At 67.0% G+C, this 15,906-nt stretch carries 13 protein-coding genes and 1 tRNA gene; 8 read left to right on the top strand and 6 right to left on the bottom strand.

Annotation, left to right across the window (positions count from 1 at the left end):
- Window positions 1-14: 14 nt before the first annotated feature.
- The gene (locus JMT67_RS04620) at window positions 15-719 is read right to left on the bottom strand and encodes a YjfI family protein (protein WP_325100314.1); all 705 of its coding nucleotides are present in this window, start codon (window positions 717-719) and stop codon (window positions 15-17) included.
- Window positions 720-832: 113 nt separating this feature from the next.
- Between JMT67_RS04620 and JMT67_RS04615 the strand changes: the two genes are divergently transcribed.
- From JMT67_RS04615 to JMT67_RS04580, 8 genes are all read left to right on the top strand, one after another.
- Window positions 833-1,480, top strand: coding sequence for a DUF2491 family protein (locus tag JMT67_RS04615; RefSeq protein WP_182713480.1), 648 nt, complete (start codon window positions 833-835; stop codon window positions 1,478-1,480).
- Window positions 1,481-1,507: 27 nt separating this feature from the next.
- A complete protein-coding gene (locus JMT67_RS04610) occupies window positions 1,508-1,921 on the top strand; it encodes a DUF350 domain-containing protein (protein WP_182713479.1) in 414 nt (137 codons plus the stop codon).
- 5 nt (window positions 1,922-1,926) lie between these two features.
- Window positions 1,927-2,556 (top strand): DUF1190 domain-containing protein, encoded by a 630-nt coding sequence (locus tag JMT67_RS04605; protein ID WP_233455796.1) that lies wholly within the window; start codon window positions 1,927-1,929, stop codon window positions 2,554-2,556.
- 179 nt (window positions 2,557-2,735) lie between these two features.
- Window positions 2,736-5,495, top strand: coding sequence for a TonB-dependent receptor (locus JMT67_RS04600; RefSeq protein WP_201462801.1), 2,760 nt, complete (start codon window positions 2,736-2,738; stop codon window positions 5,493-5,495).
- 151 nt (window positions 5,496-5,646) lie between these two features.
- Window positions 5,647-6,165 carry an RNA polymerase sigma factor gene (locus JMT67_RS04595; protein ID WP_224760962.1) on the top strand — a complete coding sequence of 173 codons (519 nt, stop codon included), beginning with the start codon at window positions 5,647-5,649 and terminating at the stop codon, window positions 6,163-6,165.
- An 84-nt stretch (window positions 6,166-6,249) separates the two neighbouring features.
- On the top strand, window positions 6,250-7,257 hold the full coding sequence (locus tag JMT67_RS04590) for a FecR family protein (protein ID WP_201462800.1): 1,008 nt from the start codon (window positions 6,250-6,252) through the stop codon (window positions 7,255-7,257).
- Between the two features lie 80 nt (window positions 7,258-7,337).
- The gene (locus JMT67_RS04585; RefSeq protein ID WP_233455795.1) at window positions 7,338-10,313 is read left to right on the top strand and encodes a TonB-dependent receptor; all 2,976 of its coding nucleotides are present in this window, start codon (window positions 7,338-7,340) and stop codon (window positions 10,311-10,313) included.
- A gap of 39 nt (window positions 10,314-10,352) precedes the next feature.
- Window positions 10,353-12,179 carry a Ca2+-dependent phosphoinositide-specific phospholipase C gene (locus JMT67_RS04580; RefSeq protein WP_201462799.1) on the top strand — a complete coding sequence of 609 codons (1,827 nt, stop codon included), beginning with the start codon at window positions 10,353-10,355 and terminating at the stop codon, window positions 12,177-12,179.
- Window positions 12,180-12,304: 125 nt separating this feature from the next.
- On the opposite strand, the gene JMT67_RS04575 is transcribed toward JMT67_RS04580, so the two are convergent.
- The 5 genes from JMT67_RS04575 to JMT67_RS04555 all read right to left on the bottom strand — a co-directional run bounded on the left by JMT67_RS04575 (window position 12,305) and on the right by JMT67_RS04555 (window position 15,902).
- A tRNA-Ser gene (locus JMT67_RS04575) sits at window positions 12,305-12,394 on the bottom strand.
- An 87-nt stretch (window positions 12,395-12,481) separates the two neighbouring features.
- Window positions 12,482-13,429 (bottom strand): NUDIX hydrolase, encoded by a 948-nt coding sequence (locus tag JMT67_RS04570; RefSeq protein ID WP_201462798.1) that lies wholly within the window; start codon window positions 13,427-13,429, stop codon window positions 12,482-12,484.
- A gap of 4 nt (window positions 13,430-13,433) precedes the next feature.
- The gene (locus JMT67_RS04565; protein WP_054766983.1) at window positions 13,434-14,027 is read right to left on the bottom strand and encodes a YfbR-like 5'-deoxynucleotidase; all 594 of its coding nucleotides are present in this window, start codon (window positions 14,025-14,027) and stop codon (window positions 13,434-13,436) included.
- Between the two features lie 144 nt (window positions 14,028-14,171).
- Window positions 14,172-14,984 (bottom strand): methyltransferase type 11, encoded by an 813-nt coding sequence (locus JMT67_RS04560; RefSeq protein ID WP_191554124.1) that lies wholly within the window; start codon window positions 14,982-14,984, stop codon window positions 14,172-14,174.
- Window positions 14,985-15,041: 57 nt separating this feature from the next.
- On the bottom strand, window positions 15,042-15,902 hold the full coding sequence (locus JMT67_RS04555; RefSeq protein ID WP_201462797.1) for an AAA family ATPase: 861 nt from the start codon (window positions 15,900-15,902) through the stop codon (window positions 15,042-15,044).
- Window positions 15,903-15,906: the final 4 nt, after the last annotated feature.

The following is a 15,906-nucleotide window of genomic DNA, read 5'->3' as shown; positions in this document are numbered from 1 at the left end:
TCGGGTCTTTCGGATCAGGCGGCTTCGGCGCCGAAGGTTTCGCGCAGTTCGGTGGCGTCGATCGCATTCTCGGCCAGGGTGCGCAGTTCGATCAGTATGGTCTGGAGCGTCGTCTTGCACGACAGCTCGCCCATCAACTCATACACGTCCTCGCCGCCGACGTTGGTGATGGCGAAGTTCGACAGGGGCACCACCCGCTGGGCCTTCAGGAGAAACTCGTTGAAGGCATGGCGATCGGTCTGTTCCGACACCGGCCACAGCAGGACCGAACAGACGATCTGGGCGCCCCCGACGCTGAGATAGACCGGCAGGTCGCCATATTCATGCATGGTGGCCAGCAGTACGGGGTCCGCCCCCTCCAGCACGCGCAGGGTCATTTCGCCCTCGCGCACCAGGGGGGACTGGTCCAGCGCCGCCTTGATGGCGGGCACGGTCCAGGGGGTTTCGATCACGGCGTCCATCTGATGGTCGTCTCCAGGGGTGAAGGAATCGGAAGTGGGGATCCGGCGGCGCCCGGCAAGCTCCGGGCCGCGGGTGGAGTCCGTGACGATGGCGCGGACGGCGGCCTTGACGTCGTCGCGCGCGGCCTCCGGCACCCAGAGCTCCAGCTTGACGAGGCCCGCTTCCCGGCGCGCCTGTCGCCACGCGCGAATGCGGTCGTTGGCGGCGGAAGAGTGCGGGGTGCGGCTGGGCATGGCGTTACATGAAACGTGTAACATGAACGCTTGACATGATGCAAGATCGGGCTGAGGTTGCGCGTATGAACCGCTTCGTTCCGTCGCTCTTGCGTCCGAGGCTCGCCCTTGGCGTCCATGGGGCCTAGATAGTCGCCATGTTCAAGAAACTCTTCGGATCGTCGAACAAGGCTGAGCCCGCATCGAAGCTGGCGGCGGTGCGCAACATCACCGTGGGTCGGACCGTGTCGCTGGACCCGTTGGCCTGGCGGCGGCTGGGCGAAGAGACCCGTTTCGCCCTGGACCGCGACGTGCTCGACATTTCGGCCCAGGGGCTGATCAGCCTGGAAAGCGGCCAGTTCGTCCATCGCTTCTACACCGACGACCACGTCATGCTTCAGGCCATGAGTGACGACGAGGCGGGGCTGGAGAACTATGACTTCAGTCTGTTTGTGCCCTGGACCTCGGCCTATCCGCCGGGAGAGCGGGAACGGCGGGTCTGGCGCGACCGGCTGTCGGCGCCGGTCTTCCACGGGGCGGCCGAGGACCTGCCCGACTATCCGCGGTTCTGGTTCTCCGAGAGCGACGCGATCCAGCCGCCGGTCACCCTGTGGGAGACCATCTGGGACGACCGCGCCGCGACGAAGCCCTACGCCAAGATCTTCCAGACCTGCATGCTTTATACACGCGAACTGGCGGGCGGGCGCGAACTGATGATCGCCCTGGAGCAGCAGCCCGAGGGCGGCGAGACGACGCACGAGATCATGATCGGCATTCCGCTGGAAATGGCCGAATTCCGCGCCTGAGGGCGTGTTTAAAGAGGGGAAGACCGAATGTTCGACTGGTTCCTGTTTCAGCAAGGTGCGATCGCCTTTCTGATCGCCTTCGCCGTAGCGGGCGGCTTCACCCTGGCGTTCAAGCTGCTCTACCAGTGGGTCACGCCGTACCACGAGCATACGCTGATCCGGCAGGGCAATACGGCCGCCGCCATTGCGTTGGGCGGCGCCCTGATCGGCTATGTCCTGCCGCTGGCCTCGGCCCTGTCCCATACGGTCAGCCTGGCCGAGTTCGCCGCCTGGGCCCTGCTGGCCGGGGTGATCCAGATCGTGGTCTTCGTCACCATCAGCCGCCTGGCCTTCCGCAATCTGGTGGCCCGGATCGAGGCGGGCGAGATCGCGGCGGCTGTCTATCTGGCCTCCATCTCGATCTGTGTCGGCCTGCTAAACGCCGCCTGCATGACCTCGTGACCGCCATGACCGACCACAACAATGGATCGGGCGATCTGCCCCCGACAAGGACGATGCGACGGCTGAAGCGGTCGCGTGTCCTGCACATCGGAAGCCTGATGGCCACGGCCGGCTTTACGCTGGCGGCCTGCGATTCTCCGGACGTTCCAGCCCCGCGGGCCGAGGCCGAGCCGGCGCTGGTCTATGCCTCGCTGGATGAGTGTCGGACCGCCGACGTCATACCCGACGCCCAGTGCGACGCTGCCCTGGCCAAGGCGCAGGAGGATGCGGCGCGGACTGCTCCACGCTACGCCACGCGCGAGGAGTGCGAGGGCCAATGGGGCCCATCGCAGTGCCAGCCGAACAATCAGGGCGGGGGATCCTTCTTCACCCCGCTGCTGGCCGGCTTCGTCATCGGCCAGATGCTGGACGGCGGGCGATACTATGGCGGGGGTCCGCTGTATCGGGATCGCGAGGACCGCTATGTGAACGGATACGGCGGCGGCTATGCCTATCGCGACTACCGGACCGGTAGGATGGTGACGACGCGCGACAACGGAGATGTCGTGAAGCAGGCGCCGACGCGGGTACAGAGCCGGACCACGGTCGTCTCGCGCGGCGGCTTCGGCGGCGGGGGGCGCAGTTTCGGCGGCTGAACTCGTCCCTTCGCCAGAATCGGACGACGGCCCGCAGGTTGCGCCTGCGGGCCGTTTTGCTTGTGTGAGAAGGTCGAACGCGACAGGGCCGTGAAGTTTGAATGAAAAGGCCTGTCACACATTGAGGGGGCCTGAGAGCCCGTCGTTGAAGCGCCTAGAACTCACTGGGGGCTACTCACATGAAGAACCGAATTCTGGGCACGACGGCCTTCGCCGTGGTCGCTGCAACGCCGTTCGTCGCCTTGGCGCAGACCGCCGAACCGGCCGCCGTCGCGAGCCAGGCCACAGCCACTCTGGACGAGATCGTCGTCACCGGCTCCTATCGCCGCAGCCTTGAAGAGGCGGTCGACATCAAGCGCAAGACGGTCGGCTTCTCGGACTCCATCGTCGCCACCGACGTCGCCAACTTCCCCGAACAGAACCTGGCCGAGGCACTGCAGCGCATCCCAGGTGTCACCATCGAACGCAACCGCGGCCTGGGCCAGCGCGTCAACGTGCGCGGCCTGCCCAGCGATTTCACCTTCGTCAGCATCAACGGCCTGGCCACCGCCTCGGGCAGCGGCGGTCGTGACGTCGAGTTCGACATCTTCGCCTCGGAAATCATCCAGCAGGTGACGGTCCAGAAGTCGCCGCGCGCCGCCGATGAAGAAGGCGGCATCGCCGGTTCGGTCAATATCTCGACCGCCCGTCCGTTCGATTACGCCGGTCGCCGGGTCGTCGGTTCGGTGGAGGGCGCCTACAACTCCATCTCCGAAGAGATCGATCCCAAGATCGCCTTCCTGGCCAGCGACACCTGGGGCGACTTCGGGGCCCTGGTGTCCTTCTCGACGGCCCGCCGCACCAACCGCACCGACTCGGAATCGGGCATCAACTTCCGCCCGATGTCGCGCTTCCTGGCGACCTCGACCGGCGCCCGGGGGACCCAGGCGGCGGCGGTTCTGCTGCGAGACGCCGGCATCGCCATTCCGAACCGGTCCGACACCAATGTCACCAACCGGATCATCTTCCAGGACAAGGTCGGCGACCGCGCCTATCTGAACACCCAGGATCAGTGGGGCGGCACCGTCTCTCTGCAGTATCGCCCGTCGTCGAACTTCAGCCTGGCCTTCGACGCCATGGTCGGCAGTTACGACACGACCGAGGACGAGTATGATGCGGCGGCCTATTCGGCCTCCAGCCGCTCGACCCTGGAGACCATCCACGAGTTCGACAAGACCACCCTGGCCGACTACGGCATGGTGGTGCTGCGCGACGTCTCCTACACCGCGACCCAGCACGAGATGCTCAGCAAGGAGCGTGTCAACGAAACCGACTACCAGCAGTTTGGAACCGAACTGAACTGGAGCGGCGACAGCTGGAAACTGCACGCCATCGCCGGCTATTCCGGCGCCGAGAAGACCCTGGACTACGCCAATCTGAAGCACGTGGCCTATGCGCCGTCGCGGACGCGTTGGACGGCCGAAGGCGGCGAGACGATCCAGAGCGCCAACCCGGCCTCGATCGACATGTACAACTCGCCCTCGCGCTATCTGTTCGAGGCGTATGAGACCACCTACGAAGAGATCAACGACGACAAGTACGCCGCCCAGATCGACTTCACCCAGTACCTCGACTTCAGCTTCTTCCCGGCGCTGAAGAGCGTCCAGGTCGGCGCGCGCTACACGGACAAGTCCAAGGAGCGTCAGTACGGTTCGCTGAACATCCAAGGCTCCGGCGCAGGCAAGGTCGACTATGTGGGGCGCCCGATGTCGCAGAGCGAACTGACGCCGATCGGCGTTCTGGTGCCCGGCGGCGACTACAGCATCCGCGACCTGAACTGGAGCCAGGTCTCGAACGACTACGCCCGTCGCACCTTCCGCTATGACGGCTTCTTCACTCCGTTCAACGTCGGCGACTACTACGAGGTGACGGAAGAGGTTCTGGCCGCCTACGCCATGGCTGACCTGGAGTTCGACCTGGGACCGGTGCCGGTCGCCGTCAACGGCGGCGCCCGCTACATCGACACCTCGATCACCTCTTCGGGCTATCACCAGATTCAAACGCCGACCGGCGGCACCACCTATACGCCGGAGCCGGTGTCCAGCGACGGCAGCTACGACAAGGTCCTGCCCAGCCTGAACATCACTGCCGACCTGACCGACAGCCTGATCTTCCGCGCCGCAGCATCCGAGACCCTGATCCGTCCGGCCCTGACGGACCTGGCCTACAAGCGCACGGCCAGCTGGAACTCGTTCCGCTTCACCGACGGCAACCCCAACCTGAAGCCGACCTACGCCAAACAGTGGGAAGCCGGTCTGGAACAGTATCTGGGCGACGGCGGCCTGCTGGCGGTCTCCTACTTCTGGAAGGAGATCGAGGGCGTGGTGCGTCAGGCCCTGACGGGCACGGTGCCGAACGTCACCAAGTACAACGCCAACGGCTCGATCGACGGCGTCTACACCTTCGACGTCTATCAGCCGATCAACGAGCCCGGCTCCTACGAGGTCAGCGGCGTGGAGCTGGTCGCCGTCGTGCCCTTCGGCCAGTTCTTCTCACCGCTGGAAGGCTTCGGGATCAACGCCAACTACACGGTGCTGGACAGCTCGCTGACCGGCTCGTCGACCCTGGACATCCCGACGCCGCCCATTGGTCTGGCCGACAACACCTACAACGTCACCCTGTTCTACGAGAACGACAAGCTGCAGGCCCGCGCCTCCTACAACTACAAGGACGAGTATGTCGAAGCCATCGGCTATGAGATGTACCCGATCACGCGCGAGGGCTATGGCCAGGTCGATCTGTCGGCCAGCTATCGCGTGACCGACAGCCTCCAGCTCAATGTGGAAGGCATCAACGTCACGGACGAGGCGACCAAGGGATACACGATGGATCCCTCCTTCCCGACCATGTACGAAAAGTCGGGACGCCGTATCAACTTCGGCCTGCGGATGGAGTTCTGATCCATTCCCACAAGCGAACCTCATGTCGAAAGCGGGGGGCGACCGACGTCGTCCTTCGCCTTCCCCGGCCCAACCCGGCGGGACAGAGGCCGGCGCGACGCCCCTTCCGCGAGGAGGGGGCGTCTTCGCTTAGTCGCGTCTGAGTGTCCAGGTGAGCGGGGCGACCATGTCGCTTGATCAGGTCTTCGCCGGCCTGCGGCGCGATCTCATGGCCTATGTCCAGCGCCGCGGCCTGTCGGCCGAGGACGCGGAGGACGTGGCCCAGGAAGCCTTCACGCGTTTCCACCGCGCGGGCCACGATCTGACGGGGCCGGACGCCCGCCCCCTGTTGTTCGTCATCGCCCGAAACCTTCAGGCGGATCGGTGGAAGGCCGCTGGTCGGACGGGGGTTCGGGGCACGGACGACATCCACGCCCTCGACGCTTCGCCGCGCGCCGTGGCGAGCGAGGCGCCTGCCGCCGACCAGCAGCTGATCGGCCGAGAGAATCTGGCTGCGGCCGCCCGCGTCATCCGCGCCCTGCCGCCGCGAACCCGAGACGCCTTTCTATTGCACCGGTTCGAGGACCAGACCTACGTCCAGATCGCCAAACGTCTGGGCGTGTCGGTCAGCATGGTCGAAAAACACATTGCCGAAGCTCTCCGTCAGCTGAAGATTTCACGCGATGGCTGAGGGGTTCGCTGAAACTGTCGTTGTGAGTCTTGAAGGCGTCGGCGCCCCATCCCCCCGCCGCGTCCCGGAGCGTTCTGTTTGCGCATGATCCAGCGCCTGACATCCCTGTTTGATCGTCGGCCGCTGACCGCCGAAGCCTGGCTGGCGCGCATGCGACGGCCGGACGTCTCCGCACGCGACCAGGCGGCCTTCCTCGAATGGCTGGAGGCGGACGAGGCTCATCTGGACCAGTACGAGGCCGCGAAGAGGGGGGTGGCGGAACTGTCGCCGTTGGGCGATGTCTTTGCGGCCGATCTGGCGCGTCTTCGGGGGCGACGGAATGTCGTGTCCCAGAGACGTATGCTGATCGCCGGCGGCCTGGCGACAGGCGCGGTGGCGGCGGTGGCCGCCGTCGCTCTGGTCCTGCCCGGCGCGGGGCAGGAGCCCGCCGTCGCGGCCGGTCGTGTTTACGCCAGCGCGCCGGGCGAGATCACGGATGTGACGCTGGAAGACGGGTCGCGCGTCACCCTGGATTCCGACACGCGGATCCAGGTCGCCTATGGCCGCGACGCCCGCCGCGTGACCCTGATGCAGGGCGCCGCCTATTTCGACGTCGCCCACAATGTCGAACGACCCTTCCAGGTCTCTGTCGAGGATCGCTACGTCATCGTGACGGGGACGCGGTTCGCGGCGGCGCTGAGGAAGGGTCAGGCGGAGGTGTCTCTGCTGGAGGGTCGGGTCGCCGTAGGGCGGACGGACGTCGGCCGCGCGCGTGCGATGGAGCGCGCCGTCGCCCTGGCGCCGGGGCAGCAGGCCGTCTTCAAACGGGGCGTCAACCGGATCAGCCTTCGTCGGGTCGACGTCGAGGCGGCCACCGCCTGGCGCGAGCGCAGACTGGTCTTCCACGATGCGCCCCTGTCGGTCGTGGTCGAAGAGGCGGGGCGCTACGCAGGCGCGCCTCTGGTGATCGCCGACCCCGCCCTCGCCGAGATGCGCGTGACGGCGGTTTTGCCCCTGACGGACGAGGCGAAACTGATCGACCGGCTGGACGCCCTGTTGCCGATCTCGATCGAACGTGGCGAAGACGGCCGGGTCCTGATCCGCGCCGAATAGGTCTATCGCAGAGCTGTCACGCAAGCGCGCTAAGCGTTGCGTCTTCGTTGTTCGCTATCCTGTCTCAAGGCGACGTTCGCTTGAAACCGCCCGCACGATCGACGCCGTTCGATGCGCTACGGGGAGGCGTCGCCGCCGCCGCTCTGGCGATCGTCGCCCTCGGCGGCTGGGCCCCGGCCGCCCGGGCGCAGGAGCGGGCGCAGGTTTTCGACATCCCCGCCCAGGACGCGCGTCGCGCCCTGGTGCAGCTCTGTGTTTCGGCGGGCTGTGACCTGGCCTTTCTGACGCCCACGGGCGAGGCGCGGCGCACGCGAGCGGTTCGCGGGCAAATGTCCTGGCGCGCCGCGGCAGACCAGATGCTCCAAGGCACCGGCTTGCGGCACCGTTTCATCGGCGACCGGGGCCTGCGGGTCTGGATGGAAGCCCAAAAGCCCGCCGAGATCCCGGCCGTTCCCACCGCAGAGCTGGAGTCGATCACGGTCGTGGGGCGGCTGTCGGAGCAGATCGAGGAATCCTTGCGACGCAAGGCGGCGGCGGACGTCATCCTGGACAGCGCGTCCGCGACCCGGATCGGCGAACTTCCGGCCGCGAATCTGGCCGAGGCCTTGCAGCGGGTCCCCGGCGTGGCCATCGAACGCGAGGTGGGCGAGGGGCAGTTCGTCAGCGTTCGGGGGCTGGGGCCGCTGTTCCAGTCGGTGACCCTGAACGGAGCGCCGGTCGCCTTCAACGAGAACATCCGCAACTCGACCCAGAGCGGTCGGCAGTTCCGGTTCCGCGCCCTGTCGGCCGATCTCCTGGCGGGGGCGCAACTGACCAAGTCGACGACGCCCGATCTGATCGAGGGCGGGATCGGCTCCAACATCGACATCGAGACGATCGGCGGACTGGACGGCGATCCTTTCCTGAGCCTCAGGGCGGGCGCCTCCGTCGAGGCGCGAACGGGCCGGCCGGAAACGGACGTCTCCCTCGCGGGCCGGTTCGTGTCCGAAGACGGCGCCTGGGGTGTGGTGGGCGGCCTGTCCCAGGAGGGACGCTCGGTCCTCTACGACCGCTTTCAGGTCGGTCGCTATACGCCGGTGGTCCTCGAAGGGCAGCCGGCGGTCGCCCCCAGCGATGTGAGGACGACGGTCGAGCACGAGGATCGGCTGAGGCGCAGCCTCTTTCTGGGCGGAGAGTGGCGGGCCTCGCCTTCGCTCAGGCTTCGGTTCGACAGCCTCGTCTCCACCTTCGACAACACCATTCGCGAGGACCGGATCGCCTATGGGGTCGGGGCGCTGCTGGAGACGCCCGGCGCCAAGGCCTCTATCACGGACGGGGTGGTGACGGCCGCTTCCATCCAGGCGGGCACGATCGACAACAACACGGAGTTTTCGGAACAGGCCCACCTGAACATCGTGGTGTCGGCCCTGGCGGACCTGGTGCTGGGCAACTGGAGCCTGACGCCGCGCTTCAGCCTGTCGCGCGCGCGGTCCAGGCTGGATACGCCGCTGGAGCGGATATCTTCTCGGGCCATCGGAACCCCGTCCTACGCATTCGACGTCAGCAGAGCGGCGAGCGACCGCGAGGCGGCCCTGCTTGCGACCGATCTGGACCTGACCGACCCCGCGAGTTTCGCCTTCAAGCGTCTGGGCGTGCGCGCCATCGAATCCGTCGACGAGGACCTGACGGGCCTCCTCGATCTGCGGCGTCCTGTGTCCGTCGATCTGGGCAGGACGGTCCTGACCGAAATCGCCTTCGGCGCACAGATCAGCGACCGGTCCCGCGATTACCAGAGACGCGACCGCGAGGCCGCGCTTCGGCCGGGCGCCGTGGTCACCCCCGATTTTCTCGGGTTCCGCGTGGCCGACGACGTGTTCGATTCCCTGATCGAACGGCATCCGGGGTCCTGGATCGCCGCCGACTTCGACCGCTTTCAGCAGGCCTTTCGAATCCCCAGGGAAAGCGAGGAACTGGCGGTCGGGCCCGACGCGCTGGCTCCCACGGGGGCTGATCTGCAGAACTCCTATCGCGTCGGGGAGCGGGTCGGGGCTCTTTATGCACGAACGGACTTCAAAGGAGAGGCGGGCGGCGCACCGTTCTCGGGCAATCTGGGTCTTCGTCTTGTGACGACGTGCACGGTGGTGGACGGCGCCTTTCTCAACGCCGGCGAGAGCGGCGGCGCCGTCATTCGTCCGGTCTCCAAGGTCGGGACCGACACCGCCCTGCTGCCCAGTTTCAACATCGCCTTCGATCTTGATCAGGGTCGGCGACTGCGGCTCGCGGCGTCGCGGACGATGACGCGGCCGTCGCTGGCGGATCTGCGTCTGGCGACCGTGCCCGCCAGCTCCCTCGTCTCCAACATCTACGAGCGCGGACAGGCGGAGATCGACGCCCCGTCGCCCGGCTCGATCTTCACCGGGGTCGGCGGGAACCCGGATCTCAGCCCCTACATGGCGACCAATCTCGACGCCTCGTTTGAGTGGAGCTTTCCGCAGGGCGCGCTCAGCCTCGCCGTCTTCCACAAGAGCATCGATGACTTCATCGGCCTGGTGGAGGCGCCCGAGATGCTGGTGTTCGAGACCCGCGCCGGTCCCCTGGTGCGGGCCGAGGTGATGATGTCGCGGCCCGCCAATCTGGGGCGCGCCGTCAGCCGGGGCGTGGAGGTGGGGCTCCATCGCCGGCTTCCCTCCGGCTTCGGACTATGGGCCAGCGGGACCTTCACCGACGGCCACGGGCCCGGGGGACGCAGTCTGGCGGGGGTTTCGCGCATCGCCTATTCCATCAATCCCTTCTTCGAACGAGGGCCGGTCGCGATCGGCCTGTCCTGGTCATGGCGGTCCGCCTTCCGGTCCGAGGCGGACATGCAGGGGGGAGGGGTGGCCGACTTCACCGTCGGCCCCGCCGGCTATCTGGACGCTCAGGCCTCGTTCGAGATCGGGTCCGGCGGCACCCTGGTCGTCGCCGCCTCCAACCTGACCGATACGACCGACCTCGCCTACGAATACGACACGCGGCGCTTGCTCCAGCTGGGCCGCGTCGGCCCCAGCCTGACCGCCAGCCTGCGTTGGTCCCTGTGATCCCTTTTCCCTTCTGCTTGTGACTTCCGAGGATTTTCGATGCTCAATCTGATGGCGGCCCTGATGGCCGGCTCCGCTCTGGCGGGCACGGCGCCGGCCTGCGACCTGACCGCAGCCGACGTGCGCACAGCCGGCGGCGACCCCTGCGCTCCGGCCTGGATGGATCGCAATCTGGGCATGAACGATCTGACGGCGGTGGGCGCCCACAACAGCTACAAGCTGCCGATCCCGGTCGCCGAACTTCAGGCCATGATCGCCGTCAATCCCGGAGCCGTGGCTCTGGACTATTCGCATCGCCCCCTGACGGAACAGCTGGACGCCGGGGCGCGCCAGATCGAGATCGACGTGCTGAACGATCCGCAGGGCGGGCGCTACGCCCATCCCCTGTCGGCCCTGGGACGGCCGGGACAGGGCGCGCCGGTAAGCGCGGCCTTCGCGGAAGCCATGGCCCGGCCGGGCTTCAAGACCCTGCACATGCCCGACGTCGATTTCCGCAGCACCTGCCTGACCTTCGTGGCCTGTCTGGCGGAGATCCGCGATTGGTCGCGCGCCCATCCGGACCACGCGCCCATTCTGATCATGCTGAACGCCAAGACGGGCGGGCCCTCCATGCCCGGCGGAACGACGCCGTTGGATTTCGACGCCGCCGCCTGGGACGCCCTGGACGCCGAGGTGCGGTCGGTGTTCGACGCCGATCACCTGATCACGCCCGACCGGGTCCAGGGGCGGCACGCCACCCTGCGTGAAGGGGTTTTAGCCGGAGGCTGGCCGAGGCTGGGCGAAGCGCGCGGCAAGGTCTTCTTCGCCCTGGACGAAGGGCCCGAGAAGGTCGCCGCCTATCGCGGCGCGCGGCGCTCGCTGGAAGGCCGGGTCTTCTTCGTCAACACCGATGAGACCTCGCCCGCCGCCGCCTATCTGACCCTGAACGATCCAGTGGCCGAGCAGGGGCGCATCCAGACGGCCGTCCGCGCCGGCTTCATTGTCCGCACCCGCGCCGACGCCGACACTCTGGAAGCGCGAACGGGGGACGTGACTCGGCGCAGCGCCGCCTTCGCCAGCGGGGCGCAGTATGTGTCTACCGACTATATGACGCCGGATCCGCGCTTCCCCGCCTATCAGGTGCGGCTGACCGGGGGCGCGGCGGCTGTCTGCAATCTGCTGCGGACTGAAAAGCGGTGCGACGGGCTCGCCGTGGAGCTGACCGACGAAGGGACGGAGCGGGGCTATCTGACTCCGGCGGAAAGACCGGATCTGACCCAGGTGCTGGCTCCGCCGCCCGAACCGGGCTCGCCTCGCGCCGTCGCCGACCAGGGCGTGTTCCGTGAGACGCGCGCCCTGCAGGGCACGCCGCGTTGGGCGCTGGCGACCTCGGACGTGTCGGGCGAAATCTATGATGACTTCGCAGAGGCCCTGGGGATGCGGCTGACGCCAGAGACCGCGCCGGTTCTGACCGCCTTGCTGGATCGGGCGGGCGAGGACCGGTCCGTGGTCGGCGACGCCAAGACCCACTGGGGAACGAAACGGCCCTACATCGGCACGGACCAGCCGATCTGCGAAGCCAAGACCGAACATCTGGCGGGCAACCCCGACTATCCGTCCGGCCATTCGGCCCACGGCGCTCACGTGGCCATGATCCTGGCGGAACTGGCGCCCCAGCGCGCCGACGCCCTCTACGCCCGCGGCCGCGCTTTCGCCGAGAGCCGTTACATCTGCGGTTCTCACAGCTACAGCGCCGTCGAGGCCGGCATATTGTCAGGCATGGTCATTTACGGCGCGGAACAACGCTCGGACGTCTTCCGCCGCGACATGGAGGCCGCGCGCGCCGAGGTCCAGGCGGCGCTGGCGCGGGCCAGCCTGCCGCAATAGGGGCAGCCCCGCCGGTCGAAAGACCGGCGGCTCCCTGGGCGCAGGGCTCCGAAACATGCAGTGTTCGAATGCAGTTCTTCGGTTCGGTGAGGCGGGGCCCGCCTCGCCTCGGGACAGCAGGATGATGGCGGAGAGGGTGGGATTCGAACCCACGGTACCCTTCCAGGCACGCCGCATTTCGAGTGCGGTACATTCGACCACTCTGCCACCTCTCCGCGGCGCATCAGTCGCTTGGTCGAGCGAGCGGCTTCTCTAATGGCAGAGCGGCGGCGCCGCAAGCTGTCTGTGAAAGAAATCCGAACCTATCTTTGCGCCGGCAGCGACAGGCCGGGCGCGGCGCCGGTTTCCGGGGCCAGACCCTTGAATCGAAACAGCTCGGCGGGGCGGCCGCCCGTGGCCGACGACATCCGGCCGGGGGGCTCGACCAGGCCCGCGCGTTCCACGGCGCGGCGGAAGGTCTGCTTGTGCAGGGTGAGGCCGGAGACGGCCTCGGCGGCCGCCTGAAGCTCGGAAAGGGTGAAGGCCTCGGGCGTCAGGTCGAACAGGACGGGCCGATACTTCAGCTTGCTGCGCAGCCGACCAAGGCCCGTGGCGAGAATGCGCCGGTGGTCGGAGCCCATGACGGCGCCGGGGAGGGGCGGGACGTCGTGCGGCGTCTGTCGGGCGTCGCGCCAAGCCTCCGCAACCAGGCGCGCCTCATAAAGAAGTTCATAGCGCTCCAGAACGCGCTCCTCGTTCCAGCGATGATCCGGCGTCAGAGCGAAAAGGGCCCGGGCGCGGCCCAGGCGTCGTTCATCCGCCCCGGCCCAGCGGAGAAGGGCGTCTATCACCGAGCCGTGCAGAGTCGATCGGCCGCAACGCCGATCCTCCCAAGGGAAGATGTCGAAGACGGGAGTCCATTGGGCGTCATGGGCCGGCGGAGCGGCGGCTTCCGAGGTCAGGGCCAGATAGCCGACCGACACCTCGCGCATCTGGTCGGGGCCGGGCGCTGCGCGGGGCGAGGCGCGGCCCGCGTCGCCGAAGGTGTAGAGCTGTTCGACGAAGCCGAGCCGGAACCCCGTCTGATCGGTGACGAAGTCGCGCAGCGCGCGCTCAAAGGTGCGGTCCCGCGCCGGGTCGAAAGGCCCGAACGGCAGGGCGCGGACGCCGTCTTCCGTCTGGGTGGTCAGGACCACGGCCCGACGGTCCTTCAGCGTCATGACGACGGCCGACAGACCGATTCGCACGCCCTGATCCGTCGGCCCGGTCACAGCTCTATTCCGTGTGCCAGGCGTCGTCGGCGGGCAGAAGGCCCACGGCCTTGGCCAGCACCTGATACCGCTCCAGATAGCGCGCCTGGGCGAGAGAGGCCGGCAGTGGCTCTATGGTCAGGCTGTATCCGGGCGGCGGCGCGCCGAAGAAGCCGAGCGATTCCTTCTCGCTGAAACCCGCCAACTGCGTCGCCTCGAAATAGGCGCAGGCCTTGTCCGCCTTCTTGATCAGGGTCTTGATCGTTTGGGGCGTCTTGGGCGGCAGGCCGTAGCGGACGTGGATGGCGGCTTCCAGCCGCGCCTCGAAGTCCTTGTAGCCGGATCCCAGGGCCGCCTTGAACGGCGAGATCATGTCGCCGATGACATATTCGGAGGCGTCGTGCAGCAGAGCGGCGAGGCGCCATTTGGGATCGAGCCCCGGCTTGATGTGGGCGGCGATCTCCTCGACCACGACGCTGTGCTGGGCCACCGAAAAAGCGTGCTCGCCGATGGTCTGGCCGTTCCACCGCGCAACCCGGGCCAGGCCGTGGGCGATGTCCTCGATCTCAATGTCAAAAGGAGAGGGGTCGAGCAGATCCAGGCGTCGGCCCGACAGCATGCGCTGCCAGGCGCGGACTTCGGTCTTCTTCTTGGGGCGCTCGGCCAAATCGTCGATCCTGCTCGCTGGTGGGCTGGTCAGGTGACGCAAAGCGCCGTCAGGATCAAGGCGTCCGGCCGTCGGCGCTTGTTTTCGGCGTGGATTTCAGTCTCCGACGTTCAGGGCGACCAGATCCTTGGCCGCTTCGAACACCCGGTCGTGCCGTGACTTGGAGCGAACCGTGGCGATGACGAGCGGGCCGCCGGCGGGCCCACGCGCCTCGAAGCCGACCTGACGCCATGCGCCCGCCGGCACGTCGTCGTCCGCCAGGATGAAGCTGGCCCGCGTGGCGTCCCCTGGCGCCTGGGTGCGAATCTGGGTGGTTTCGCCGTTAGAGTCGATCTTGACGCTGCTCTTTTCGGTGCGGACGCCTTCGCCGTCCTTGGACTGGATGTTGATGCCCGCGATGCGAACGCTCGCGCTGTCGCCCCGGGTCTCGATCTGAAGCCCCGGAAGCTTGACCGAGGCGTCATCGCCCTTGGCCTGGATGTTCACGCCGGGCGCGGCGACAGTGGCCTCTTCCGCTCCGTTTTCCGTCTGGCGGGCGTCGATACGCACCGCCGCCTGGGGCATGTCCGACGAGACGCGGCGTTCGTATTCGCGCAGCACGTCCTCGGCGGACCGATCTTCAAGCTTGACCAGATAGAGCACCACCTCGGCGCCGCGGGGGCCGCCGTAGGTGCAGGCGGCCCCGCCGGGGTCTGCAAAGCCCTTGCGCGTCAGCACGCCCAGCGTTTCGGGGCATTTCAGACCTTCGACGACCTTGAGCACGCCGGGCTCCACGTCATTGGAGGCGCTGGTCGTCGTGGTCTTGGTGATCCGAACCGCGTTTTCGCCGTCACAGGCGACCAGGCCTGCACCGAGCCCGACGATCGCCACGCCGGCGGTCAGCAAACGATACGGGAGTGTAACGCTCATGGTCTCTATTTTTGAGCCATCGAAGAGAGTGGTCCAGTGAAATCGCGGTAATGCCGCTCAGCCGCCCGGGCGCGCGCCGTCTCTGCGGCCCAGGAAGGCCAGGCGTTCGAACAGGTGAATGTCCTGCTCGTTCTTGAGCAGGGCGCCGTGCAGGGGCGGGATCAGCTTGTTGGGCGTCTTTTCGCGCAGGGTTTCCGCGTCAATGTCTTCGACCAGCAGCAGCTTCAGCCAATCCAGCAGTTCGGAGGTGGAGGGCTTCTTCTTCAGGCCGGGCGTGTCGCGGATCTCGTAGAAGGTCTTCAACGCCTCCGAGACCAGGCGCGGCTTGATGCCCGGAAAATGGACGTCGACGATGGCCGCCAGGGTCTCGGCGTCGGGAAAGCGGATATAGTGGAAGAAGCAGCGGCGCAGGAAGGCGTCCGGCAGCTCCTTTTCATTGTTCGAGGTGATGATGACGATGGGCCGGACCTCGGCGCGGATCGTCTCGTCGATCTCCTGAACGTAGAACTCCATCCGGTCGAGTTCCTGCAACAGGTCGTTGGGGAATTCGATGTCCGCCTTGTCGATCTCGTCGATCAGCAGGACCGGGCGCGCCGGGGATGTGAAAGCCTCCCACAACTTGCCCTTCTTCAGATAGTTGCGGACGTCATGAACCCGCGCCTCGCCGAGCTGGCTGTCGCGCAGCCGGCTGACGGCGTCGTACTCATAGACTCCGTTATGGGCCTTGGTGGTCGATTTGACGTGCCAGGTGATCAGGGGCGCATCGAAGGCCTTGGCGACCTCATAGGCCAGCACGGTCTTGCCCGTTCCCGGTTCGCCCTTGATCAGCAGCGGACGTTCCAAGGCCACGGCCGCATTGACGGCGACCTTGAGGTCCGCCGTCGCGATGTAGCGATCAGTGCCTTCAAACCGGCTCATGAAA

The organism is Brevundimonas aurantiaca (assembly GCF_904830995.1).
GTDB classification, from domain to species: domain Bacteria; phylum Pseudomonadota; class Alphaproteobacteria; order Caulobacterales; family Caulobacteraceae; genus Brevundimonas; species Brevundimonas aurantiaca.
The sequence above is the reverse complement of the archived record's forward strand: the minus strand, read 5'-3'. Positions and strand labels throughout refer to the sequence as shown.